Origin of the sequence: Curtobacterium sp. MCLR17_059, from assembly GCF_003234665.1 — a bacterium.
Classification (GTDB): domain Bacteria; phylum Actinomycetota; class Actinomycetes; order Actinomycetales; family Microbacteriaceae; genus Curtobacterium; species Curtobacterium flaccumfaciens.
In genome coordinates this window covers 242787-266660 of record NZ_QKSU01000003.1, presented here as the reverse complement: position 1 = coordinate 266660, position 23874 = coordinate 242787, and the positions used below count along the sequence as shown (strand labels likewise).

Sequence of the window (23874 nt, the reverse complement as noted above, 5' to 3'; positions counted from 1 at the left end):
AGACGAGACCACATGCGCGCACCCATCAGCAGGATCCTCGGGCTCGGCACCGCTGCCGTCGTCGCCGGGGTCATCACCTTCGGCAGTGGCCCGGCGGTCGGCGCGACCGCCACCGAACCCGCCGGCACCGACACCGGTCAGCAGCTCTCCATCGCCGAGATGGACCGCACCGGCAACCACACCATGGGTGCCGGCATCGCCGCCCACGCCGGTGAGACCCACGTGACGACCTCCCCCGACGCGACCTCGGACGGCGGCGTGAGCGCACAGTCCCTCAGCTCGTCGGCCGCTGCCGCCACCGCCGGCGGGCCACCCCCCGGCCGGGTGCAGGGCTTCGACATCAGCGCGTGGCAGCCGAGCGTCAACTTCCTGCAGGCCTACCGCAACGGCGCCCGGTTCGTGTACGTGAAGGCGACCGAGGGCACCTCGTACGTCAGCTCCACCTACAAGCAGCAGTACGCCACCGCCAAGCAGCGCAACCTGTACCGCGGCGGCTACGTCTACGCCCAGCCGAGCCAGGCGAGCGGCGCCGCGACCGCGAACTACTTCTTCGCCCACGGCGGCCAGTGGAGCAAGGACGGCAAGACCCTGCCGCCGCTGCTCGACATCGAGTACGGCAGCGCCGCCCAGGGCACCTGCTACGGCAAGTCGTGGGGCGCGATGCGCACCTGGATCAAGGACTTCAACCGGACCGTCGTCGCCAAGACGGGTCGGTACCCCGCGATCTACACCACGACCGACTGGTGGAAGCGCTGCACGAACAACAGCAACCAGTTCTCGAAGAACCCGCTGTTCGTCGCGATCTACCCGGTGAAGAACTTCACCACCCCCGGCACCCTCGGACGCAGCTGGTCGAAGTGGACCTTCTGGCAGTGGGCGGCCAGCGGCACGCTCCCCGGCGACCAGGACGTCTACCGCAACGACATCACGTACCTGAAGCGCTTCGCGTCCCGGACGAGCTGACGCCCGTCAGGGACGTCGCTGCGATCGACGGCCCTGCCACCAGCCGACGGCGAACAGCACCGCGCCGACGAGCAGGAACGGCCCACCCGCGAAGACGAGGAACGCCGCACCGAACGGGAAGCTCCCGCCGGTCGCGGCGTACACGGTGAGGATCAGCGCCCCGGTTCCGGAGACGGCTCCGCCGATGGCGGCGGTGACGCCGCCGGCGACGGTGAGGGATCGACGCTCGGTCATGTCGTCAGCCTAGGGGCGCGCGCCCCCGGCGCTCGGCCGCCACGAACGGACAGGAGGCCCGTGGCGGTGTCGCCACGGGCCTCCTGTCCGTCACGGGCGCGCGTTCGCACCCGCCGTGTCAGCGCAGAGTGTCAGCGGACGTCGCGCGTCGCCTCGGCGAAGTCGGCGTCGAGGGCGGTCGCCATGCGGGCAACGCCCTGCGCGAGCTGCGCGCGGACCGCGTCGCGGTCCGCGTCGAGCGCCTCGAGCTGCGCCGTGACGTCGTCGACGAATGTGGGCTCGAGTGCCGCCTCGATCGGCTTCGAGTAGGCCTGCTGGCCCATCTGCTCGAAGAACAGCCGGCCCTTGTCGACGTAGTAGAGCACCGCGGCGGGGACCCCGGCGATGGTCGCGACGATCGCCGAGTGCAGGCGGCTCGCCAGGAACAGGCGGCTGCGCGACATCAGCCCGGCGTACTCGGACGGCGAGAACTCGTCGGCCTCGACCACGTGGGTGCGGTCGGCGTGCCGCATCAGCGCGATGACCTCGCGGGCGAAGGCGGCGTCGCCCTCGGACGCCTCCATGTGCATCGGGTAGAACACGACGTCGGCGTCCCAGCGGTCGATCACACGGTCGGCGAGGTCGGCGACGGCCTGCCGGTAGGTCACGAGCTTGTCGCTGTCGACACCGGTCTGGCGGAAGCGCTTCGGCAGGAACCGGAACGGGATCCAGCCGCTGCGCTTGTAGTGGAACCAGCGACGGACGCCGAAGCCGATCGAGCCGTCGAGCTGCTCCGCGGTCAGTCCGGTGGTGCGCTCGAGCCGCTCGAGCACGTCCGCGTCGGGCGGGGTGACCGTCCCGACGACCGCCGGGTCGAAGGACGACACGATCGGCGTCTTCACGCCCCAGGACAGGAGTTTCTCGCGGGACTCGTCGTCGCGGACGGCGAAGGCGCTGCAGAGGTCGACGGTGGCGCGGATCAGGCGCTTGCTGACCCCGGCGGTGGTCGGGCCGATGCCCTGGAACGCCCCGACGAGGTTCTTGTTGACCGCGCGGACGAGCAGCATCTTGCCGAACCAGTACACGAGGCCGAGCTTGTTCGTGTAGTCCTTCAGGATCTCGCCGCCGCCCCAGAGCACCACGTCGGCGCCGCGGGCGGCACGGAGCAGCGCGAACAGGTCGCCGATGCCGGTGCTGTACGGGGAGACCGGCAGGAACCGGATCCCGAACCACGCGGCGTCCCGCTCGGGGTACTGCGACAGGGACACGATCTCGGCGTCCGGCCACCGGCGACGGACGAGCTCGACGTTGCCGGCGAGGATCGCCCGGTCCCCGCGGTTGTGGGGCGAATCGCTATTGTGGATCAGTACGCGCACGGGGTGAGAGCCTACCGGACCGTCCCCCGCCAGCCCCGGAAAGGCACGATGTCCCGCACCACTCGCTCCGCCCGCTCCCGCCAGGACCGCCCCCGCCTGCTCGTCCTGGGCTCGACGTTCCCGGCCCGTCCGGACGACGGCGTTCCGGCGTTCGTGCTCGACCTCGCCCACCAGGAGGCCACCGAGTTCGACACCCTCGTGCTCACCCCCCGCGTGCCGGGCGGTGCCGCGAAGGAGCGCATCGGCGACGTCGCGGTGCGCCGCTACCCGTACTTCCCGCGTCGCTTCGAGGACCTGGCCGACGGCGCGATCCTCGACAACCTCAAGGAGCGGCGCTCCCGCATCGTGCAGGTGCCCGCGCTGGTGCTCGCGCAGTACCTGGCCGTGCGGCGCGTGGTGCGCGCCGCGAAGCCCGACGTCATCCACGCGCACTGGGCCATCCCGCAGGCCCTCGTCGCGACGCTGGCCGCACCGGGTGTGCCCGTCGTCGTCACGACCCACGGCGGGGACATCTACGCGCTCCGCGCGGCTCCCCTCGTCCGGCTCAAGCGCTGGATCTTCGGACGGTCGGCGCACGTCACCACCGTGAACTCCGAGATGCGCGAGCGCCTGACCGAGTGGGGCGTCCCCGAGTCGCGCTCGACCGTGATCCCGATGGGTGTCGACCTCGGCCCGGCCCGCGACACCCGTGCCCGCGTCGCGCCGCAGGAGCACCACGTGGTCGCCGTCGGTCGTCTGGTCGAGAAGAAGGGCTTCGGCAACCTGATCGAGGCACTCCGCGGCCTGGGCGACGACGTGCCCTGGCGGCTCACCGTGGTCGGCGACGGCCCGCACCGCGCCCAGCTCGAGCAGCAGGCGGCGGGGCTGCCGGTGACGTTCCTGGGCCAGCGGGGCCGCACCGAGGTGCTCGAGACCCTCGCGTCGGCCACCGTCGTCGCGGTGCCGTCGATCCCCGCGGCGAACGGCGACCAGGAAGGGCTGCCGGTCACCCTGCTCGAGGCCGCGGCGGTCGGGGCCGCGATCGTGGCGAGCGACCTGCCGGGCATCCGGGACGTCGTGCAGGACGACGTGTCCGGCGTGCTCGTGCCCCCGGGCGACGTCCCGGCGCTCCGCGCAGCACTGCAGCGCGTGCTCACCGACGACGCAGCGCGCTCGCGCTACCAGGAGCAGGCCGTCGTCTCGGCAGCGGAGTTCTCCACCGAACGGATCGGCGAGCGCTACCGGGCGGTGCTGCGCGCGGCCATCGGCTGACGACGCGGCGAACACGCCGGAGGCCCGGTGCCGGTCCCACGGACCGGCACCGGGCCTCCGGTCGGTCGCGGCTAGCGCCCCATGCCGCGGTACGTGAAGCCGGCGGCGGTCCACGCGTCACGATCGAGGCAGTTGCGGCCGTCGATGACGACGGGCGACGCCACGAGTGCGGCGGCGGCGGTGGCGTCGAGCTCCCGGAACTCGGTCCACTCGGTGAGCACGAGCACGAGCTCCGCCCCGCCCAGCGCCTCGGCCACGCTCTCGACGTAGTCGAGCTCGGGGTGCACGCGGCGTGCGGTGACGACGGCCTCGGGGTCGTACGCCGAGACGACGGCGCCGAGTTCCTGCAGGCGGGCTGCGATGTCCAGGGCCGGCGAGTCGCGGACGTCGTCGGAGTTCGGCTTGAAGGCCAGGCCGAGCACCGCGACGCGCTTGCCGCTGACGACCCCGCCGAGCAGCTCCTGCGCCAGCTCGACGACGTGCGCACGACGGCGCAGGTTCGTGGCGTCGACGTCGGCGAGGAACGCCAGGGACTCCCCGACGCCCAGCTCGTTCGCCCGCGCCTGGAACGCGCGGATGTCCTTCGGCAGGCAACCGCCACCGAAGCCGAGGCCGGCGTTCAGGAACTTCCGGCCGATGCGGGCGTCGTGGCCGATCGCGTCGGCGAGCGCCGTCACGTCGGCACCGGCGACCTCGGCGATCTCGGCCATCGAGTTGATGAACGAGATCTTCGTGGCGAGGAACGCGTTGGCGCTGATCTTCACGAGCTCGGCGGTGGGCAGGTTGACGGCGAGTCGGGGCGTGCCGGTGGACAGCGCCTCGGCGTAGACCTCGTCGAGGGCGGCGACGGCCTGTTCGCCGGCCTCGCCGTCCGGCACGCCGTAGACGAAGCGGTCCGGCGCGATGGTGTCCTGCACGGCGAAGCCCTCACGCAGGAACTCGGGGTTCCAGACGAGCGTGGCACCGGGGACGGCCTCGCTGACCTCGGCGGCCAGGCGTGCGGCGGTGCCGACGGGAACGGTCGACTTGCCGACGACGAACTCGCCGGCGGACAGGTGCGGGGTGAGCGCGGCGACGGCGGCGTTGACGTAGGTCAGGTCCGCGGCACCGGTGGGGCCCTGCGGGGTGCCGACGGCGAGGAAGTGCACGCGGGCACCGGCGACCTCGGCCATGTCGGTGGTGAAGCGGATCCGACCGGACTCGAGGGCCTCGGTCAGGATCTCGGGCAGGCCGGGCTCGAAGAAGGGGGCCTCGCCCGCGGCGAGCCGCTCGATCTTGGTGGGGTCGACGTCCACGGCGACGACCTCGTGTCCGAGTTTGGCCATGGAGGCGGCGTGCACGGCACCGAGGTAGCCGCAGCCGATCACAGAGATACGCACGTCGAAGAAGGTACCGGTTTCTCGCCGAAGTCTCATCACGGCGCCCGCGGCGACGCTCACAGCGGCCGGGTCAGGCCCGCACGTCGCCCCACGGCGGACGGTCCGGACCACCGACGATCTCGTCCCAGTCCGGCTCACGGTGCCGGCGCCTGGCCTCGTACGCCTCCACCAGGTCGTGCAGGACGGCGACGACGAGGTCGGCGTGCGGCACGTCGGCGAGGACCACGGCGGGGTCGTCCCCGGGGAACACGAGCACGTCGCCGGAGCGGAACAGCCCCTGCAGCCCGCGGCGCCGCACGGTCACGTCGTAGCCGCGGGAGTGCAGGAGCTCCCGTCGGGTCCGCGTGCCGAGTCCGTTGACCACGACCAGGCGACGCGTGGTGACGACGTACCGCTCCGACATCCAGCGGAACAGCGGGACGGCGCCGCCGAACACGACGAGCACCACGACGACGAGCGCGACGACGGCGTTCAGCCACGCCAGCTGCGCCTGGAACACGCCGAAGCCGAACCCGCCGGCCGCGGTGACGAGCACGACGAACACCGCCGGGCGCACCAGCCGACGGGCGTGTGGTCGCAGGCGTGCGACGACACGTTCGGGCGGGGGCTCGGCGGTCATGCCGTCATGCATACCGCAGGTGGGTGACGTCCCCCACCGCGACGCCCCTGGTGCCGCCCGCCTGGTCCCGGATCGTGATGCGGCCGGCGTCGTCGATGCCGGTGGCGTCGGCCTCCTCGACGGTGCCGTCCGGCAGCTCGAGGCGGATGCGGCGACCGATCGTGCCGCACGCGGCGCGGACGTGGGACCGGACCGTCTCGGCGGCGGGACCCCCCGTGACCAGGCCGGCCACCGCCTCCAGGACGGACCGCAGGAAGGCGGACAGCACCGCGTCGGCCAGGGCGGGTGCGTCGTCCACCGCGCCGGCGAGCAGGAGCGAGGTGGACGTCGGGGTGGGCAGCCGATCAGCCGGGATCGTCAGGTTCACGCCGGCCCCGACCACGACGCTGCCGTCGGCGGCGACCTGGCAGAGGATCCCGCACACCTTGTCCCCGGCGACCTGCACGTCGTTCGGCCACTTCACGACGACGTCGGCGCCGGCGGGGAGCACCGACGCGATCGCGTCGCGCATCGCCGCCCCGGCGACCAGCGGCAACCAGCCGCGGTCGTGGTCGTCCAGGTCCGCACGGACGAGCACGCTGGCGGCGAGCGTCTCACCGGCCGGAGCGGTCCAGGTGCGGTCCAGCCGACCCCGGCCCGCGGTCTGGTGCAGGGTCGCGAGGACGCTGCCGTGCTGCTGCTCGGGGGCGGCGGCGAGCAGGTCCGCGTTGGTGGACCCGGTCTCGGCGGGGACGGTGATCGTCGCGCCCGTCGACCGGACAGCCTCGCTGGTGGCGGGGAACGACGGCGACGGGGATGTGGACATGCACGCAAATGTACGGGCAGGAACCGTGGGGGTCCTCCAACCGGCAGCGTGGCACCCGCCGGTAGGGTGAGCGGGTGACTTCAGGAGACACCCCCGATCTGTCGACGACGGCCGGCCGACTGGCCGACCTCCGCGACCGGTACCACGAGGCCGTGACCGCCGCGGGCGAATCCGCCATCGCCAAGCAGCACGCGAAGGGCAAGGGCACCGCGCGCGAACGCATCGAGCAGCTGCTCGACGAGAACTCCTTCGTGGAGTTCGACGAGTTCGTGCGGCACCGCACCACGTCGTTCGGCATGGACGCCAAGCGCCCCTACGGTGACGCGGTCGTCACCGGGGTCGGCACGATCCACGGCCGCAACGTCGCCGTCTACGCCCAGGACTTCACGGTCTTCGGCGGGTCGCTCGGCGAGGTCGCCGGCGAGAAGATCATCAAGGTCATGCAGCATGCGCTCAAGACGGGCGTGCCGATCATCGGCATCCTCGACTCCGGCGGCGCCCGCATCCAGGAAGGCGTCGTCGCGCTCGGCAAGTACGGTGAGATCTTCCGCCTGAACACCCAGGCCTCCGGCGTGATCCCGCAGCTGTCGATCGTGATGGGCCCGGCGGCCGGCGGCGCGGTGTACTCCCCCGCCCTGACCGACTTCGTCATCATGGTCGACAAGACCAGCCACATGTTCGTCACCGGCCCCGACGTCATCAAGACCGTCACGGGCGAGGACGTCGGCTTCGAGGAGCTCGGCGGCGCCCAGACGCACAACGCGGTCTCCGGCGTGGCCCACTACCTGGCCGAGGACGAGACCGACGCGCTCGACTACGCGCGCTCGCTCATCGGGTTCCTGCCGGACAACAACCTGTCCGACCCGCCGGCCTACGACGTCGCCCCGGAGCTCGAGACCACCGACGCCGACCACGAGCTCGACCTCGTGATCCCGGACTCGACGAACCAGCCGTACGACGTCACCACGATCATCGAACACATCGTCGACGACGGTGAGTTCCTCGAGGTCCAGCCGCTCTTCGCGCCGAACATCCTGATCGGCTTCGGCCGGGTCGAGGGCCGCACGGTCGGCATCATCGCGAACCAGCCGCAGGCGATGGCCGGCACGCTGAACATCGACGCCGGTGAGAAGGCCGCCCGCTTCGTGCGGTTCTGCGACGCGTTCGGCATCCCGATCCTGACCCTGGTGGACGTGCCCGGCTACCTGCCCGGCACCGACCAGGAGTGGACCGGCGTCATCCGCCGCGGCGCGAAGCTGCTGTACGCCTACGCCGAGGCCACCGTCCCGCTCGTCACCGTCATCACCCGCAAGGCCTACGGCGGCGCGTACATCGTCATGGGTTCCAAGCAGCTCGGTGCCGACATCAACCTGGCGTGGCCGACCGCCGAGATCGCCGTCATGGGCGGTCAGGGTGCCGTCAACATCCTGTACCGCGCCGAGATCAAGCGCGCCGAGGAGTCCGGCGAGGACGTCGCCGCGGTCCGCACGAAGCTCGCGAACGAGTACACGTACAACGTCGCGTCGCCGTACCTGGCGGCCGAGCGCGGTGAGCTCGACGGCATCATCCAGCCGCACGCCACGCGCGTGTCGGTCATCAAGGCCCTCCGGTCGCTGCGGGGCAAGCGCGCCACGCTGCCCCCGAAGAAGCACGGGAACATTCCCCTCTGATGGGTCGCCACGCAGCAGCCGTGCCCTCGGACGAGCCCGCTTCAGTGGCGGACGTCCGGGTGGTCTCCGGCGACCCCAACCCCGAGGAACTCGCCGCCGTCGTGGCCGTCCTGCAGCGCCAGGCCGACGAGGCCGCTGCCGCCGGGCGCGCCGCCGTGGTCGTCGAGCCCCGCACCGGGTGGGACGCCGCGGCCCGCGGACTCCGCCGCCCGCTCGATCACGGACCGGGCGCCTGGGGCCGATCGCTCCGCTGATGTACCCCTGGTGCACTGGCGACCGGAACGGTTGCAGGGCGCACTTCCCGGTCGGTATCCCCTCACTCGGGGGACACGTTCAGCGGATACGGACCGGAAATGCCGGAATTGTCCCCCATAATGACGACTGACATGCGGCTCGTGCGTGGGCATAGTAGTTGGTGTTCGGTGTCCTTCAATGAAAGACATCGCAGGACGGTGGCCGACTAGGGTACGAAGCCACCGCCCGCTGCGAGGCAGGGCGACATTCGGGTTGTCGCTCAGCCTCGGGTCGTGAACGGGCCGGTCGGTATCCGACCGGCCCGTTCCCCGTTTCCGGGGGTCTGTCGCGGGTGCGGGCGGGCATCCGTGCGGTTGGCGGGGCGGCTGGCGAGGCCGATCCGGAACGACACCGTCGACGTCGTACGACAGCGACATGGTCGCTTCCGTGCGCGCGCCAGCCCGGCGCACCCACGTGACGGCCGGGAGGCCCGTGGCGGCGCCGCCACGGGCCTCCCGGGTGTCCCCCATCGCGTCCACCGCCGCCCGCACGCCCGGCGCACCACGCGCGTCCGCTGCGCCGTCCGCACCACGTTCGCGACGATCCACGCGTCGATCACGTGGTGCATGGTCGCAACACGCGCGCACGCGCTGCCGCTCGCTGTACCGGGCGTGCCGCGCGCTATGCCGGCTCGTGCCGCGGGATCTCCAGCCAGAGCGCGACGGAGTCGTCCTCGTCCCCGTCGTCGTCGTCCATCCCGGCTCCGAGCGCCGCGGACTCACTGGCCGCGCCGTCGAGGCGGAGTCCGACGACGGTCACCGCGGAGTCGGACCCCTCGCCGACCGTCCGCACGATGACGTTGTCGGCGTCGCGGGCCTGCCGGAGCGCCTCGGCGACACGGGCGTGGATGCGCCGGATGTCCGGGGCGTCCAGGTCGTCGAGCCCGCCGTCGTCGTGCAGCTGGACGGTCGCTCCGCGGCGACGCAGGCGCATCACCTCGTCGCGGACGTCGTCGGACAACAGGGACCGACCGCGGATCTCGTCGCGGATGGCCTGCTCGAGGTGCAGGCACTCGGCGCGGTCGGCGTCGTCGAGGTCGCCGCAGGAGTCGATGATGCGCTGCAGCATCGGCAGGGCCATCCGGGTGGTCTGGCTCAGCCTGAACTGCCGCTCGAACACGTGGGCGTCCTGCGCGGCCTGCCAGTCGGCGGTCTCCTGCTCGGCGAGGACGAGTTCACGGGTGTTCCGGATGGCGCGGCTCATCGCGGCGGCGAAGACCGTGGCGATCGCGACCCAGGCGACGCTGCCGACCACGCCGAGCCCACCGAGCGCGCCGAGGCCGGCCCAGGCGACGGTGTACACGGTCAGGAACAGCACGCCGGCCCACGCGAAGGGGCCCCGACCGCGCACGACGAGCACCACCATGAGCGTGCCGATGGCCGCGATCCACCAGGTGGCGGAGCCCGGACCACGACCATCGACGAGGACGGGGGCGGCGATCACCGGCATCACGATCGCGGTGGCGAGGGAGAAGCAGGCCGTCCAGACCGGCAGGACCCTGCCGGGGACGAACAGTGCGAGGCCGGTGGCCGCGGCGTACAGGACCATGCAGGCGATGATCGGGGCGACCTGGTCGACGCGCGGCAACGTGGCCGCGGCGAGGACCAGGTGGTAGAGGGAGAACAGCGACGCGAGTCCGAGGGCGATGCTCGCCGGCAGGGAGACCTTCATGCGGTCGTCCTCGCGGCCGGCGACCACGTCAGCACGATGCGGGTGCCCTCGCCCGGGGCGGTGTGCACCTCGGCGCGACCGTCGACGGTCGCGACCCGCTCCACGATGGAGCGGCGGACACCGAGCCGTTCGGCGGGGATGGCCGCGACGTCGAACCCGCGGCCCTCGTCGCCGACCTCGACGAGCACCCCTTGGCCCTGCTGCTCGACGCGGACCCAGCGGGAGACGTCTGCGTCGCCGGCGTGCTGCACGCTGTTCACCGCGGCCTGCAGCGCCGCCGAGGCCAGCGCGTCGGCGACCGACGCGGGCAGGCGGACCGACCCGGTCGGCGTCGGCACGAGGCGGACCGGAGCGGGCAACGCACCGACCCCCTCGCGGATGCGCGCCCGGAGTTCCCCGAGGGCGACCGGCGCGACGTCACCGGGACCGTCGGTGGCGGCGGCCTCGAGGTGGTCGATCGCGTTCCGTGCCATCCGCGCGGCGAGGGTCTTGGCCTCGAGCGTGTCGGCACGTGCGGCGGAGAGCAGCGTCGTGAGCACGCTGTCGTGCACGATGGCGTCCACCTGGACCCGTTCGACCTCGGTCGCGTGTTCCCGGATGGCGAGCGAGTACCGCCGCACGGCCGTGGACTGCGCCGTGTCGACCGACGTGGCCGCTCGCCGCAGCACCACGGCGATGACGAGCACCGCACCGCTGAGCAGCGCCGTGTACACGCCGTCGAGCAGGACCGCGAGGACCCCGACGTCGCCGCCGAGCGGGCTGAGCCGGATGACGACGTACACCGCCGGCACGAGCGCCGTGTAGACCGTCGCACGCCACGTGGCGAAGCCCATCGCCGCCGCCGTGCAGCCGACCGTGCAGAACCACCACGGCCACGGCTGCTGCGCCGACGGGATGGGCTCCTGCACGGTCGCCGTCCACGTCACGAGCACGACGAGGAACAGCAGCGCGCAGACGATCTGCGCCAGCTGCGCGACCCGCTGCACGAAGGCCGAGACCCCGATGAACACGAACGACGCCGCGAGGGCGAGCATCAGCGTCGGGCCCCAGAACGGGTCGAGGTACGGCAGCTGCTGCAGGACCGCGGGCGCGTCGACGATGCCGAGGCCGATCGCCGCCATCGCGAGGAGGATCGCGAACGCGCGTTCCACCGACGCCTGCGTGATCGAGGCGCGGACGCTGCGCGCCGGATCGGCGCCGAAGGGCGCCGGTTCGACGACCGTCCGCGCCGACTCAGCCGCGGTCGCCATCCGTGTCAGCGACCGTCGCCGTCGGGGTCGATGCCCGAGTCGAGCCCGGGGAGGATCCCGTCCTCGACGGCTCGACGCAGCAGGTCGACCTTCGTCGGGGCCGGGCGACCGACCTCGACGTACTTCACACGGATCCGGTCGAGGTACTCACGGGCCGTCGAGTAGCCGATGCCGAGCTGCTGGGCGGCGAGCTTGAGCGGGAGACCCGAGGCGTAGAGGTGCAGGATCTCGCGCTCGCGACGGCCGAGCTGCGCCTTCGCGAAGTCACGGTCGGCGTCGATGGCGCTCGCCCACTCGAGGTTGTTGAGCACGTCACCGCGTGCGACGGTGGCGACCGCGGCCATCACCGTCTTGGTGGCCGAGGACTTCGGGATGACGCCGGCAGCCCCTGCTGCGAGCGCCTCACGCACGTTGGCGACACGGTCCGCGATGGAGTGCACGAGCACCGCCGATCCCGTCCCCTGCACGCCCTTGACGTTCTCGGTCACGGTCGAACCGTCACCGAGGGACAGGTCGAGGACGACGACGTCGACCTCTCGCCCGTCGAGGTTCTGGACGTACTCGGGGACGCTGGCGGCGGTGAGCACCACCTCGAACCCTTCGTTCTGGCACGCCGCCTGGATCCCGAGTCGGACGGACTCGTGGTCGTCGACGATCGCGACCCGGACCGGCCTGGTGGCCGCCCCTGACGTCTCGGTGCTGGTGGTTGTCGTTCCTGCTGCCACAGTGGCCTCTCGTTCCGATGCGCGACGCCGGCCCCTGAAACCGGAGTGCCATCAACGACCCAGGATACCCAGCCCGGACTCAGGTGCGGGGCTTCTCCGCTGCGCCACGCTGGCCGGTCCGCCGATTGGTGGACACCCCGACACGCAAGGACCCGCGGTCGAGCGACCCCCGGACCTCAGCGCGTGGGGACCAGGCGTGCGACGGCTTCCAGGTGGTGCGTGTGCGGGAACAGGTCGAAGGCCCGCAGTGCTTCGAGTCGGTAGCCGAGGTCGGCGAACGTCGCGACGTCGCGGGCCAGCGCCACCGGGTCGCACGCCACGTAGACGACCTGCTCCGGCTGGAGCGCGGCGATCTGCACGACCACGTCACGACCGGCACCGGCGCGGGGCGGGTCGAGCACGATCGTGCCGGCGCGGAAGCGGTCCTTCTCGGCACGCGAGGCGTTCGCCACCGTGTTCGTCAGCCAGCGGTCGACGCGGCCGGTCTCGGCGCGGGCACCGAGCCACTCCGACAGGTTCTCCTGCGCGTGCTCGGTGGCACGGGCGGCGCTCTCGACGCTCGTGATGCGTGCCTTCGGGCCGGCCAGGTCACCGAGGGCGGCGGCGAGCAGGCCGACACCGCCGTACAGGTCCAGGTGGGTGCCCTCGGGGTCGAGTCGGTCGCGGTCGACCAGGTCCTGCACGGCCTCGGTGAGCACGGTCGCCGCGGCACGGTGCACCTGCCAGAACCCGTTGTCGTCGACCTGGAACGTGCGCTCCCCCACGACCTCGGTCACCACGGTGGGCTTCTGGTCGTCGATGACGAGCCGCGCGCCCTCAGAGCCGCTCGGTGCGAGGACGTCGATGACCGAGGACCCCGGCAGCGCACCACGGCCGAGCGGGGCGCTCTGCTGCACGACGGCGGTCGCGAGCGGCAGGCCGGTCACCTGGATGACGGAGTGGGAGCGGGCCGCGAACGGGCCGGCGGTGCCCTGCTCGTCGACGTGCAGCCGGACGCGCGTGCGCCAGCCGAGGCCGTTCGCCGCGTCGTCGCCGGGCGCGGCCTCGACGACGACGTCGTGGCCGAGCACCTCGGCGAGGTCCATCCGCGCGAACCGCGCGAACGAGTCGACGAGGACGTCGTGCTTCAGCGTGCGCTGGTGTGCGAGGGCGATGTGACCGAACTCGGCACCACCCGGGCGCGTCTCGGGGTCACGCTCGAGCGCGGCCTCGGGCCAGACGTGGTCGACGCGGTGCTCGCTCGGCGTGATGACGCTGACCGTGTCGGCGCGCCAGAACGACTTCTTGCGGTCCTCGGTCACCCGGGCGACGACGCGCTCCCCGGGGATCGCGTCCGAGACGAAGACCACCCGTCCTTCGTGCCGTGCCACCGAGATGCCGCCGTGGGCGATCCCGGTGACGTCGAGTTCGAGCAGCGTGCCGACGGATTCACCCATGGTGAGATGGTCCCATGCGTCTGTACCTCGCGAGTACATCCCCCGCCCGCCGAGCACTCCTCGCCCAGTCCGGGATCGAACCCGTGCTCGTGTCCCCCGGGGTCGACGAGGACGCCGTCGGCGCCGCAGCAGCGGCATCCCTCGGCCGCGACCTGACCGGTCCGGAGCTCGTCTCGCTCCTCGCCGTCGCGAAGGCGTCCGCGGTCGCCGACTCCGCGGTCGCCGGGTCACCGGTCGACGGCGTGGTGTTCGGCGGGGACTCCGCCTTCGAGGTCGACGGACAGCTGTACGGCAAGCCGCACGACCCGGCGGTCGCCCGGGAGCGCTGGCGGCAGATGCTCGCCGCCGGCGGCGGGACCCTGTGGAGCGGACACTGCGTGATCGATCGACGACGCGACGACCGGCACCGGGACCCGGAACCGGCCACGGGACGGCCTGGAGGCGCGGCACCGGCCCGCACCGTGCCTCCCGTCCGGTCCCTGGTCACGTTCACCGCCGGCGTCCCGCAGCTGGGTGCCGTCGCGCCCGGCGGGTCGGCGCTGGCCGCCGCCGGCGACCGCGTGGTCGCGGTCGACAGCGCGGTGCTGACCTTCGCCGACGACGTGTCCGTCGACGAGATCGACGCGTACGTCGCGACGGGCGAGCCGCTCGAGGTGGCGGGTGCCTTCACCATCGACGGTCGGGCCGCGGCGTACATCACGCGGATCGACGGCGCACCGTCCGCCGTGATCGGGATGTCGCTGCCGGTGCTGCGGTCGATGCTGCTCCGGGGCTTCGGCATCGCCTGGCACGACCTGTGGGCACTGTAGACATCCGCACCTCTTCCGGGTGGTTCTTTGTGGGTGCCAGTCAAAACGCACTCCCGCCGCACGAATACGCTGCTGTGTCATGCCCCGTATCAGCAAGGTCCTCATCGCGAACCGCGGCGAGATCGCCGTCCGCATCATCCGCGCGGCCCGCGACGCGGGCAAGGCATCGGTCGCGGTCTACGCCGACCAGGACCGCGATGCCCTGCACGCCCGCCTCGCCGACGAGGCCTACGCGCTGAACGGCACCACGAGCGCCGAGACGTACCTCGTCATCGACAAGATCATCTCGGTCGCCCGCCGCTCCGGTGCGGACGCCGTGCACCCGGGCTACGGGTTCCTCGCCGAGAACGCCGACTTCGCCCGCGCCGTCATCGACGCCGGGCTCGTCTGGATCGGCCCGTCGCCGGAGTCGATCGAGCGCCTCGGCGACAAGGTCTCCGCGCGCCACGTCGCCGAGAAGGTCGGCGCACCACTCGCCCCCGGCACCATCGAGCCCGTGCAGGACGTCTCCGAGGTCTTCGACTTCGTCGACCAGGTCGGTCTGCCCGTCGCGATCAAGGCGGCGTTCGGTGGCGGCGGTCGTGGTCTGAAGGTCGTCCGCGACCGTGCCTCGGTCGAGGAGCTCTTCGAGTCCGCCACGCGTGAGGCGATCGCCGCGTTCGGTCGGGGCGAGTGCTTCGTCGAGAAGTACCTGGACAAGCCGCGCCACGTCGAGACCCAGTGCCTGGCGGACGAGCACGGCAACGTCGTCGTGGTCTCCACCCGCGACTGCTCGCTGCAGCGACGCCACCAGAAGCTCGTCGAGGAAGCCCCGGCGCCCTACCTGACGCCCGAGCAGCAGACCGCACTGTACGAGTCGTCGAAGGCGATCCTGCGCGAGGTCGGCTACGTCGGCGCCGGCACCTGCGAGTTCCTCATCGGCGCCGACGGCACGGTGTCGTTCCTCGAGGTGAACACCCGCCTGCAGGTCGAGCACTGCGTCTCCGAAGAGGTCACCGGCATCGACCTGGTGCGCGAGCAGTTCCGCATCGCCGAGGGTGGCGTGCTCGACTACTCGGACCCCACGCCGCGAGGACACTCGTTCGAGTTCCGCATCAACGGCGAGGACCCGGGTCGCAACTTCTTCCCCGCGCCCGGCCCCGTGCACGCGTTCAACGCACCGTCCGGCCCCGGCGTGCGCGTCGACTCGGGCGTCGTCTCCGGTGACGTCGTGTCCGGCTCGTTCGACTCGATGCTCGCGAAGCTGATCGTCACCGGCGCCACCCGTGCCGAGGCGCTGGAGCGTTCGCGTCGTGCACTCGCCGAGTTCGAGGTCACGGGCCTGCCGACCGTGCTCCCCTTCCACCGTGCCGTGGTGTCCGACCCGGCGTTCGCGACGGCCGACGACGAGCCGTTCAGCATCTACACGCAGTGGATCGAGACCGACTTCGTGAACGACATCCCGGCGTGGAGCGGTTCCCCCGAGGAACTGCCGGCGCCGGCTGCGCGCGACAGCGTCGTGGTCGAGGTGCAGGGCAAGCGCATCGAGGTCACCATGCCGTCGATCGTCGGTGGCGGTGCTGCCGGCGGCGTCGCCGGTCGTCGTCCGGCCGGCCCCACCGCTCCCCCGAAGCGCCGCTCGTCGGCCGTCCGCGGGGGCCTGGCGAAGTCCGGGTCGTCCGTCGCGTCGCCGATGCAGGCCACCGTGGTGAAGCTCGCGGTCGCCGAGGGCGACTCCGTGGTGAAGGGCGACCTGCTCGTCGTGCTCGAGGCCATGAAGATGGAGCAGCCCGTGCAGGCGCACAAGGACGGCGTCGTCACCGGGCTGAACGCCCCGGTCGGCCAGACGGTCTCGTCCGGTCACGTGCTGCTCGAGCTCGCGTAGCGCGGGGGTTCCGTCTCGCCCCCGGAACCAGGTTCCGGACACAGCACCGTGCATCTACACGGTGCTGTGTCCGTTCCCCGGTGCGTCACCACGTCGGTGTCGTGCGGCTCGCCAGTGGGACCGGGAGTCCGGACCTCCGGAGCGTGATCGGAGCATCGCCGCCGGGCAGAACCTCGCGCCAGATCAGCCTCGCGACACCGCGGACCCCCGGGACTGCACGCACCGCGTCTTCTCGGAACTTCTCCGCAATCACCACTTCTTCTGCCGTCCGCGCGCCCCGAACCTCGCCGGCCCGGTACTTGACGAGTCCGTCGAACTCCACGACCACCCCCTGCTCCGGAAACCAGAAGTCGACCCGTGCGATGCATCGGCCGTCGACGGAGAACTCGTGTTGCAGCTCCGGCCGTGGCAACCCGAGATCGTGCATCACCAACAGCGCGAGGCTCTCTCCGGCGGACTCGATCCGACCGTCCGCGAGCTCGAGGAGCGCTCGGACCCGCTGGACACCGCGGCGTGTCGGTCGCGACTCGAGTTCGGCCAGCAGGTCGTGACGGTCGCCCCCTCGTCGGAGCACCGCGTCGAGGATGACCAGGGCATGGCCCCGGTCGGATCGGAGCGCAACGTCGATGGCCGTGGTCACCAGGTCCGTCGTCTCGACCCCGTCGATGAGCACGGTTGCCACGTCTCGACCACGTGCCGGCACCTTGTCGCTGAACCGCAGGCGCTGCGCGCGGTCGCGCGTGGGGTCGGTGAGGGCCACGCGATCCGGGAGTGGCCCGAACCAGGGCAGCTCGTGCATCACGACGGCCGACGCGTGCGACACGATCAGCCCCGGACGGGAGGCAGCGAGGACGGCATCGATCCGAGCACGGTGACGAGCCGCTTCCGACGCATCCCGGAACGCCTGGGCGGGGGTCGAAACGCCGTGGCCGATGCGGAGGAACTCGCCCCGCTCCGTTCTGCGCCGCATGCTGCGAGCCGTTGCGCTGTCCACCGGAGTCGTCATGAGCGTGAGGCGTTCCATCGGGACAGCGTGGCGTCCGGGCGGCCGCTCACGGCACGATGACCCGGTCGCTGTGGAGAACCAGCAGACCCGTTGCCATTGTGGAGCGGTACCGGGCTTACGCGACACTGCGGAATGGACACAGCACCGCGAAGATGCGCGGTGCTGTGTCCGGAACCTGGTTTGAGCGGGACCGCGCCCTACGACACCAAGGGGCGCACCGACTCGGCGAGGGCGTCGACCAGGCGCTGGGCCTCGGCGGGGGTGTCCGCGACGGTGTCGATGTACACCTTCACCTTGGGCTCGGTCCCGCTCGGGCGGACGATCACCCGGGCGTCGCCGGACAGGTCGTAGCGCAGGATGTCCGAGGGCGGGAAGCCCGCCACCCCGTCGGCGTAGTCCGTCACCGTGTGCACGTCCAGCCCGCCGAGCGTCGACGGTGGCGTGGACCGGAGCGACGCCATGATCTCGCCGATGCGCGACAGGTCGTCGACGCGGGTCGCCACCTGGCCCGATGCGAACGCTCCGAACTCGGCGGCGAAGGCCTCGAGGTGGTCGGCGATGGTCGAGCCCGATGCGGCGAGCTCGTCGGCGAGGGACAGCAGTTCGAGCGCAGCCGAGATGCCGTCCTTGTCGCGCACGACCGACGGGTCGACCAGGTAGCCCAGGGCCTCTTCGTAGCCGAACAGCAGCTCGGGCACCCGCGAGACCCACTTGAAGCCGGTCAGGGTGTCGCGGTACTCCAGCCCGTGGCGCGCAGCCACCCGGGCCAACGCCGGCGACGAGACGATCGACGCGGCGAGCGTGCCGGTCGCGCCCGACTCGGACGCCCGTGCAGCGGCACGCCACCCGAGCAGCCAGCCGACCTCGTTGCCTGACAGCCGGCGGTAGGAACTGGACCCGTCCGGGATCGCGAGTGCGAGCCGGTCGGCGTCGGGGTCGTTCGCGATCACCAGGTCGGCGCCGACGGCGAGACCACGGGCGATCGCCAGGTCCATCGCACCCGGCTCCTCGGGGTTCGGGAACGACACCGTCGGGAATGCACCGTCCGGCTCGATCTGCTCCGGCACCACCGTCGGTGACGCGAACCCGGCCGCGGCGAACACCGCGCGAGCGGTCTCCCACCCGACGCCGTGCATGGCCGTGTAGACGACCTTCGGCTGCTCGTCGACCCGGAGTGCCGGAGCGGGCACGATCGCGGCCGTGGCGGCCACGTAGGCGTCGACCAGGGCCGACGACGCGACGGTGTAGTCCGTGCCACGCGGCAGGTCGGTGACGGAGCCCGCGGCGACGGCGTCGATGGCGTCCGCGATCTCACCGTCGACGGGCGGCACGATCTGCGAGCCGTCGTCGTCCTGACCGAGGTAGACCTTGTACCCGTTGTCCCGCGGCGGGTTGTGGCTCGCGGTGACCATGACGCCAGCACCGACGTCCAGGTGCCGGACGGCGAACGCGAGCACCGGCGTCGGCAGGGCCGAGGGCAGCAGGGTGACCTCGAGCCCGAGGCCGCGCATGACCTCGGCCGAGTCACGTGCGAAGACGTCCGAGTTCACCCGGCCGTCGTACCCGATCACGACGCTGCGCGAGCGCCCGGTGCCGATGAGGAACCGTGCGAGCCCCGCAGCGGCCTGGGTCACGACGACCCGGTTCATGCGCAGCGGGCCCCAGCCGAGCTCCGCGCGGAGTCCGGCGGTGCCGAACTGCAGCCGGCCGTCGAACCGCTCGGCGAGCGCCCGGACAGCGGGACCGTCACCGTCGGCCGCCGCGTCGATCGCCGCGGCCAGCTCGTCACGGGTCTCCGGGTCGGGGTCCTGCGCCAGCCACGCCCGCGCGGTGCCGAGCACCTGGTCGAGGTCGAGCTTCACGAGGCCGGCTGCCCGAGTGCGGCGACCACGCGTGCGAGCAGGTCGGCGATCACCGGCTCGGCCTGCTTGCCGGCCTCGAGCACCTCGGTGTGCGACAACGGGGTCTTCTGGATGCCCGCGGCGAGGTTCGTGATGAGCGAGAACCCGAGGACCTCCATGCCGGCCTGACGGGCCGCGATGGCCTCGAGCGCGGTCGACATGCCGACGATGTGTCCGCCGATGGTCTTCGCCATCTGGACCTCGGCCGGGGTCTCGTAGTGCGGGCCGCGGAACTGCGTGTACACGCCCTCGTCGAGCGACGGGTCGACCGTCCGGGCCAGCTCGCGCAGACGCGCCGAGTACAGGTCGGTCAGGTCGATGAACGTCGCGCCCTCGAGCGGGCTGTCCGCGGTCAGGTTGATGTGGTCGCTGATGAGCACCGGGGTGCCCGGGGTCCAGTGCTCCTTGATGCCGCCGGCGCCGTTGGTCAGCACCATGATCGAGGCACCGGTCGCAGCGGCCGTGCGGACGCTGTGCACGACCCGACGGACTCCGTGACCCTCGTAGTAGTGGGTGCGGGCACCGATGACGAGCGCGTGGCGGCTGTCGGCGAGGCGGATCGACCGGATGGTGCCGGAGTGTCCGGGGACGGCCGAGGCGCTGAACCCGGGGACCTGCTCGGCCGGGATCTCGGACACGGTCTCACCGATGATGTCGGCGGCCTTGCCCCAGCCCGACCCGAGGGTCAGGGCGATGTCGTGCCGCTCGATGCCGGACTGCTCGGCGATGACGGCGGCGGCGGCCCGCGCGACCTCGAACGGGTCGGCAGCGGGGTCGTTCAGCGGGTTCTCGGTGCTCATGCCCCAACTCTAAAGGGCGGACGCCCGCCGCAGCGCCCGCCGCAGCAGCCGCCGCAGCGCCGCCGCAGCGGCCGCCACCGCACCCGCCTCAGTGCTCGCCGAGCGCCCGGTCCACCGCCGCCGTGATCTCGCCCTGGTCGAAGTGGTTCGCGATGACGATGACCTCGGCGTAGGTGTCACCGATCGCCTCGACGAACTCCTGACTCGTCAGGATCACGTTGGCGTCGTCGGAGACGTCCCGCACAGACGCGACGTCCGCCGCGACGACCGACGCCGACAGCCCGAGGGCGTCGAGCGCCTTCTCGGCGTTCACCTTGAGGATGCCGCTCGACCCGATGCCGGCGCCGCAGATGGTCACGATCTTCACGCGGAGACCCCCATGATCGCGCGGACCTCGTCCGCGGTGGTCGCCGCCGCGATCCGTCCGGTCACGGTGGCGTCGTTGAACAGGTTCGCGATCTCGCCGATCGACTCCAGGTGGGTGCCGACCTCGGCCACCGCGAGCCCGAGCACCACACGGACGGGGTCGTTGTGCGGGTGGCCGAACGCCACCGGCGTCGCGAGCGTCACGATCGCGAGTCCGTCCCGCACGACGGCACCACCCGGCCGGGCGTGCGCGAACGCGAGCCCCGGCGAGATGACGATGTACGGCCCGTGCTCCTCGACCATGCCGATCATGGCGTCGGTGTACTCGTCGGTGGTGGCGCCCGACGCGACGAGCGCACCGCCGACCAGGCGCATCGCGTCACGCCACGCGGGCGCGTCCGCACCGAGGAGGACGGCGGTGTCCGGCAGCGGTGGCAGTCCCATGCGTCAGGCCTCCTGGTACCCGGCCGTGATGGTGGCGATGATCTCCTCGCGGTCCTCCAGCGGCAGGAACGACCCGAGCGCGGCGTTGATCTGGAACGCCGCCAGGTCGTCGAGGTCGTACCCGAACGTGCCGGCGAGCAGTGCGAGCTCCTTCGACAGCGAGGTGCCGCTCATCAGGCGGTTGTCGGTGTTCACCGTGACGCGGAAGCCGAGCTGGTAGAGCACGTCGAACGGGTGGTCGGCGAGGTCGTCGCCCCACGCGGCGATCGCCCCGGTCTGCAGGTTGGACGACGGCGAGACCTCGAGCGGGATCTCGCGGTCACGGACCCACGAGGCGACCTCGCCCAGGGAGGCCAGCGTCGAGCCGTCCCCGGCGTCGGACAGGGCGACGTCCTCGAAGATGCGGACGCCGTGCCCGAGGCGGAGCGCCCGGCCGTCGACCAGCGCGGACCGGATGGAGGCGAGCCCGTCGGCCTCGCCCGCGTGCACGGTGACGGGGAACAGTTCGGACGCCAGGTAGTCGAAGGCGGCGCGGTGGTTCGAGGCGGGGAACCCGGCTTCGGCACCGGCGATGTCGAAGCCGACGACCCCGGCGTCACGGTGCCGGACGGCGAGCTCGGCGATCTCGAGCGACCGGTCGGCGTGCCGCATCGCGGTGACGAGCTGGCCGACGCGGATGCGCCCACCGGCGGCGTCGACGGCTTCCTCGATGCCGGCCTGTACCGCCTCGACCGTCTGGTCGAGGGTCAGTCCGCCCTGCAGGTGCTGCTCCGGCGCCCAGCGGACCTCGCCGTAGACGACGCCGTCGGCGACCAGGTCCTCGACGAACTCGCGGGCGATCCGGGTGAGCTGCGGTGCGGTCTGCATCACCGACGTGGTGACGTCGAACGTCTTCAGGTACTCGACCAGGGAGCCGGAGTTCGACTGGTCGGCGAACCACTGCCCCAGCTCGGCCGGGTCGGTGGTGGGGAGCGACACACCCGCCGAGGCCGCGAGCTCGATGATGGTCGCGGGACGCAGGCCGCCGTCGAGGTGGTCGTGCAGCGAGACCTTCGGCAGGTCGTTGATGACCTCCCCGGCGTCGGGCAGGCGGTAGGTCGGGGCGTCGGCGCTCATGCCCCCAGGCTATCGGTGGTCACCGCCGCCGCGCAGGCACCTGTGCACAACCCACGACCGAAGACACTGGAGGCTCCCCACAGGTGTGCAGGGAGCCTCCGGTCGGTCGGGTGGCCCGGTTCAGGACCCGATGCGCTCGCGCACGATCGGCCCACGTGCCGCGGCAGCGGAGCCCTCCGGGCCGATGGTCCACGCGCCCTCGAGCGACTCCAGCGCACGCGGGATCCGCGACGCGTCGTCGGAGTGCAGCGTCCAGAGCGGCTGGCCCTCGATCACGGTGTCCCCCGGCTTGACGTGGAGCTCGATGCCCGCACCGGCCTGCACCGGGTCCTGCGCGCGGGCACGACCGGCCCCGAGCCGCCAGGCCGAGACGCCGAACGGCAGCGCGTCCTGCTGCGTGAGGACCCCCGACGTCGGAGCGGTGACGACGTGCTGTTCGCGGGCCACGGGCAACGCGGCGGACGGGTCCCCGCTCTGCGCCTCGATCATCCGACGCCAGGTGTCCATGGCGCGGCCGTCCGCGAGCGCCGCGGCCGGGTCGGCGTCGGGCAGTCCCGCCAGGGTGAGCATCTCGGTCGCGAGCGCAACCGTCAGCTCGACGACGTCGGCGGGGCCGCCGCCGGCGAGCACCTCGACCGACTCCCGCACCTCGAGCGCGTTGCCGATCGTCAGCCCGAGCGGGACCTCCATGTCGGTCAGCAGCGCCGAGGTCGCGACCCCGGCGTCGTTGCCGAGGTCGACCATGGTCTGCGCGAGCTCCCGGGACGCCTCGTACGTCGGCATGAACGCGCCGGACCCGAACTTGACGTCGAGCACGAGCGCCCCGGTGCCCTCGGCGATCTTCTTCGACATGATGCTCGACGCGATGAGCGGGATGCACTCGACCGTGCCGGTGATGTCGCGGAGCGCGTAGAGCTTCTTGTCCGCGGGAGCCAGGCCGGACCCGGCGGCGCAGATGACCGCGCCGACGTCCTGCAGCACCTGCATCATGCGGTCGTTCGAGATGGACGCCTGCCACCCGGGGATCGACTCGAGCTTGTCGAGCGTGCCGCCGGTGTGGCCGAGCCCGCGGCCGGACAGCTGCGGCACGGCGACGCCGAACGACGCCACCAGGGGTGCCAGCGGCAGGGTGATCTTGTCGCCGACCCCGCCCGTGGAGTGCTTGTCGACCGTCGTCTTGCCGAGCGACGAGAACGACATCCGCTCCCCCGACGCGATCATCGCGAGCGTGAGGTCCTTGATCTCACGCCGCTCCATCCCGTTCAGGAAGATCGCCATCGCCATCGCGGCCATCTGCGGGTCCTCGACGTAGCCGCGGGTGTACGCGTCGACGAGCCAGTCCACCTCGGCGGTGCTGAGGGCCCCGCCGGAGCGCTTCGTACGGATGAGGTCGACGGTGTCGAACGGCTCGACGGCCATGTGGATCAGTGCTCCTGCTGGTAGGTGGCGAGGGTCCGCGGCCCGAAGGCGTCCGGCAGGACCTCGTCGATGGTGCGGATGCCGGAGAGCGTCTCGAGGAGCATGCCCACGGTCGAGTGCTCGAACAGCAGCTGGCGGCAGCGGCCGCACGGCATCAGGGTCGCCCCGTCGCCGTCGACGCACGTGAACGCGACGAGCTTGCCGCCGCCGGTCATGTGCAGCTGCGACACGAGGGAGCACTCCGCGCAGAGCGTCACCCCGTAGCTCGCGTTCTCGATGTTGCAGCCGGAGACGATCCGGCCGTCGTCGGTGAGCGCCGCGGCGCCCACCGGGAACGACGAGTACGGCGCGTAGGCGCGCCGCATCGCGGCCGTGGCGGCGTCCCGCAGGGCGCCCCAGTCCACGTCGTCGACCGGGAGGCCCGTGGCGGCGTCCGCCGGGTCGGTGGCGGTGACCGCCTGGTCACCTGCAGCGTGTGCGTCGGTCATGTGTCGTGC

23 protein-coding genes are annotated in these 23874 nt (G+C 72.1%); 6 read left to right on the top strand and 17 right to left on the bottom strand.

Annotated features, from left to right (window positions below; genetic code table 11):
• Positions 1 to 12 precede the first annotated feature (12 nt).
• Positions 13 to 963: a GH25 family lysozyme gene (locus tag DEJ12_RS06840; RefSeq protein ID WP_111029458.1), complete on the top strand. Its 951-nt coding sequence runs from the start codon at positions 13 to 15 to the stop codon at positions 961 to 963.
• A gap of 6 nt (positions 964 to 969) precedes the next feature.
• Here the strand turns inward: DEJ12_RS06840 and DEJ12_RS06835 are convergent, their stop codons facing one another.
• On the bottom strand, positions 970 to 1197 hold the full coding sequence (locus DEJ12_RS06835) for a hypothetical protein (protein ID WP_111029457.1): 228 nt from the start codon (positions 1195 to 1197) through the stop codon (positions 970 to 972).
• Positions 1198 to 1328: 131 nt separating this feature from the next.
• On the bottom strand, positions 1329 to 2552 hold the full coding sequence (locus DEJ12_RS06830) for a polysaccharide pyruvyl transferase family protein (protein ID WP_181433030.1): 1224 nt from the start codon (positions 2550 to 2552) through the stop codon (positions 1329 to 1331).
• A 48-nt stretch (positions 2553 to 2600) separates the two neighbouring features.
• On the opposite strand from DEJ12_RS06830, the gene DEJ12_RS17820 reads away from it, so the two are divergent.
• Entirely contained in the window at positions 2601 to 3803 is a 1203-nt protein-coding gene (locus DEJ12_RS17820; protein ID WP_146245540.1) for a glycosyltransferase, read from the top strand.
• 71 nt (positions 3804 to 3874) lie between these two features.
• Here the strand turns inward: DEJ12_RS17820 and DEJ12_RS06820 are convergent, their stop codons facing one another.
• The 3 genes from DEJ12_RS06820 to DEJ12_RS06810 form a co-directional block, all read right to left on the bottom strand.
• A complete protein-coding gene (locus tag DEJ12_RS06820) occupies positions 3875 to 5182 on the bottom strand; it encodes a UDP-glucose/GDP-mannose dehydrogenase family protein (RefSeq protein WP_111029455.1) in 1308 nt (435 codons plus the stop codon).
• Between the two features lie 70 nt (positions 5183 to 5252).
• Entirely contained in the window at positions 5253 to 5801 is a 549-nt protein-coding gene (locus tag DEJ12_RS06815) for a PH domain-containing protein (RefSeq protein ID WP_071244247.1), read from the bottom strand.
• A gap of 4 nt (positions 5802 to 5805) precedes the next feature.
• Positions 5806 to 6606, bottom strand: a complete 801-nt coding sequence (locus tag DEJ12_RS06810) for a biotin--[acetyl-CoA-carboxylase] ligase (RefSeq protein WP_111029454.1) — start codon at positions 6604 to 6606, stop codon at positions 5806 to 5808.
• A gap of 74 nt (positions 6607 to 6680) precedes the next feature.
• Here DEJ12_RS06810 and DEJ12_RS06805 point away from each other — a divergent pair, with 74 nt between their 5' ends.
• Entirely contained in the window at positions 6681 to 8276 is a 1596-nt protein-coding gene (locus tag DEJ12_RS06805) for an acyl-CoA carboxylase subunit beta (RefSeq protein ID WP_071406413.1), read from the top strand.
• Positions 8276 to 8530, top strand: coding sequence for an acyl-CoA carboxylase subunit epsilon (locus DEJ12_RS06800; protein WP_111029453.1), 255 nt, complete (start codon positions 8276 to 8278; stop codon positions 8528 to 8530). Before DEJ12_RS06805 ends, DEJ12_RS06800 begins: the two co-directional genes overlap by 1 nt.
• A gap of 661 nt (positions 8531 to 9191) precedes the next feature.
• On the opposite strand, the gene DEJ12_RS06795 is transcribed toward DEJ12_RS06800, so the two are convergent.
• From DEJ12_RS06795 to DEJ12_RS06780, 4 genes are all read right to left on the bottom strand, one after another.
• On the bottom strand, positions 9192 to 10241 hold the full coding sequence (locus tag DEJ12_RS06795; RefSeq protein ID WP_111029514.1) for a hypothetical protein: 1050 nt from the start codon (positions 10239 to 10241) through the stop codon (positions 9192 to 9194).
• A complete protein-coding gene (locus tag DEJ12_RS06790; RefSeq protein WP_071406412.1) occupies positions 10238 to 11491 on the bottom strand; it encodes a sensor histidine kinase in 1254 nt (417 codons plus the stop codon). The genes DEJ12_RS06795 and DEJ12_RS06790 overlap by 4 nt, the downstream gene beginning before the upstream one ends.
• Positions 11492 to 11496: 5 nt before the next feature.
• Entirely contained in the window at positions 11497 to 12216 is a 720-nt protein-coding gene (locus tag DEJ12_RS06785) for a response regulator transcription factor (protein WP_017888757.1), read from the bottom strand.
• A gap of 176 nt (positions 12217 to 12392) precedes the next feature.
• Complete coding sequence (locus DEJ12_RS06780) at positions 12393 to 13652, bottom strand: class I SAM-dependent RNA methyltransferase (protein WP_111029452.1); 1260 nt, start codon at positions 13650 to 13652, stop codon at positions 12393 to 12395.
• A gap of 14 nt (positions 13653 to 13666) precedes the next feature.
• On the opposite strand from DEJ12_RS06780, the gene DEJ12_RS06775 reads away from it, so the two are divergent.
• Together DEJ12_RS06775 and DEJ12_RS06770 are read left to right on the top strand one after the other, a co-directional pair.
• Positions 13667 to 14461 carry a nucleoside triphosphate pyrophosphatase gene (locus DEJ12_RS06775; protein ID WP_111029451.1) on the top strand — a complete coding sequence of 265 codons (795 nt, stop codon included), beginning with the start codon at positions 13667 to 13669 and terminating at the stop codon, positions 14459 to 14461.
• Positions 14462 to 14540: 79 nt separating this feature from the next.
• The gene (locus DEJ12_RS06770; protein ID WP_111029450.1) at positions 14541 to 16325 is read left to right on the top strand and encodes a biotin carboxylase N-terminal domain-containing protein; all 1785 of its coding nucleotides are present in this window, start codon (positions 14541 to 14543) and stop codon (positions 16323 to 16325) included.
• An 85-nt stretch (positions 16326 to 16410) separates the two neighbouring features.
• On the opposite strand, the gene DEJ12_RS06765 is transcribed toward DEJ12_RS06770, so the two are convergent.
• The 8 genes from DEJ12_RS06765 to DEJ12_RS06730 form a co-directional block, all read right to left on the bottom strand.
• Positions 16411 to 17085 (bottom strand): hypothetical protein, encoded by a 675-nt coding sequence (locus tag DEJ12_RS06765; protein ID WP_146245539.1) that lies wholly within the window; start codon positions 17083 to 17085, stop codon positions 16411 to 16413.
• Positions 17086 to 17528: 443 nt separating this feature from the next.
• On the bottom strand, positions 17529 to 19193 hold the full coding sequence (locus DEJ12_RS06760) for a phospho-sugar mutase (protein WP_111029448.1): 1665 nt from the start codon (positions 19191 to 19193) through the stop codon (positions 17529 to 17531).
• Positions 19190 to 20032, bottom strand: a complete 843-nt coding sequence (locus tag DEJ12_RS06755) for a purine-nucleoside phosphorylase (protein ID WP_111029447.1) — start codon at positions 20030 to 20032, stop codon at positions 19190 to 19192. The genes DEJ12_RS06760 and DEJ12_RS06755 overlap by 4 nt, the downstream gene beginning before the upstream one ends.
• Before the next feature lie 88 nt (positions 20033 to 20120).
• A complete protein-coding gene (locus DEJ12_RS06750) occupies positions 20121 to 20399 on the bottom strand; it encodes a PTS sugar transporter subunit IIB (protein ID WP_027466460.1) in 279 nt (92 codons plus the stop codon).
• The gene (locus tag DEJ12_RS06745; RefSeq protein ID WP_111029446.1) at positions 20396 to 20842 is read right to left on the bottom strand and encodes a PTS sugar transporter subunit IIA; all 447 of its coding nucleotides are present in this window, start codon (positions 20840 to 20842) and stop codon (positions 20396 to 20398) included. The genes DEJ12_RS06750 and DEJ12_RS06745 overlap by 4 nt, the downstream gene beginning before the upstream one ends.
• 3 nt (positions 20843 to 20845) lie before the next feature.
• Positions 20846 to 21958, bottom strand: coding sequence for an adenosine deaminase (locus tag DEJ12_RS06740; protein ID WP_111029445.1), 1113 nt, complete (start codon positions 21956 to 21958; stop codon positions 20846 to 20848).
• 120 nt (positions 21959 to 22078) lie between these two features.
• Positions 22079 to 23377, bottom strand: coding sequence for a thymidine phosphorylase (locus DEJ12_RS06735; protein WP_111029444.1), 1299 nt, complete (start codon positions 23375 to 23377; stop codon positions 22079 to 22081).
• 5 nt (positions 23378 to 23382) lie between these two features.
• Entirely contained in the window at positions 23383 to 23865 is a 483-nt protein-coding gene (locus DEJ12_RS06730; RefSeq protein WP_111029443.1) for a cytidine deaminase, read from the bottom strand.
• Between the last annotated feature and the right edge of the window lie 9 nt (positions 23866 to 23874).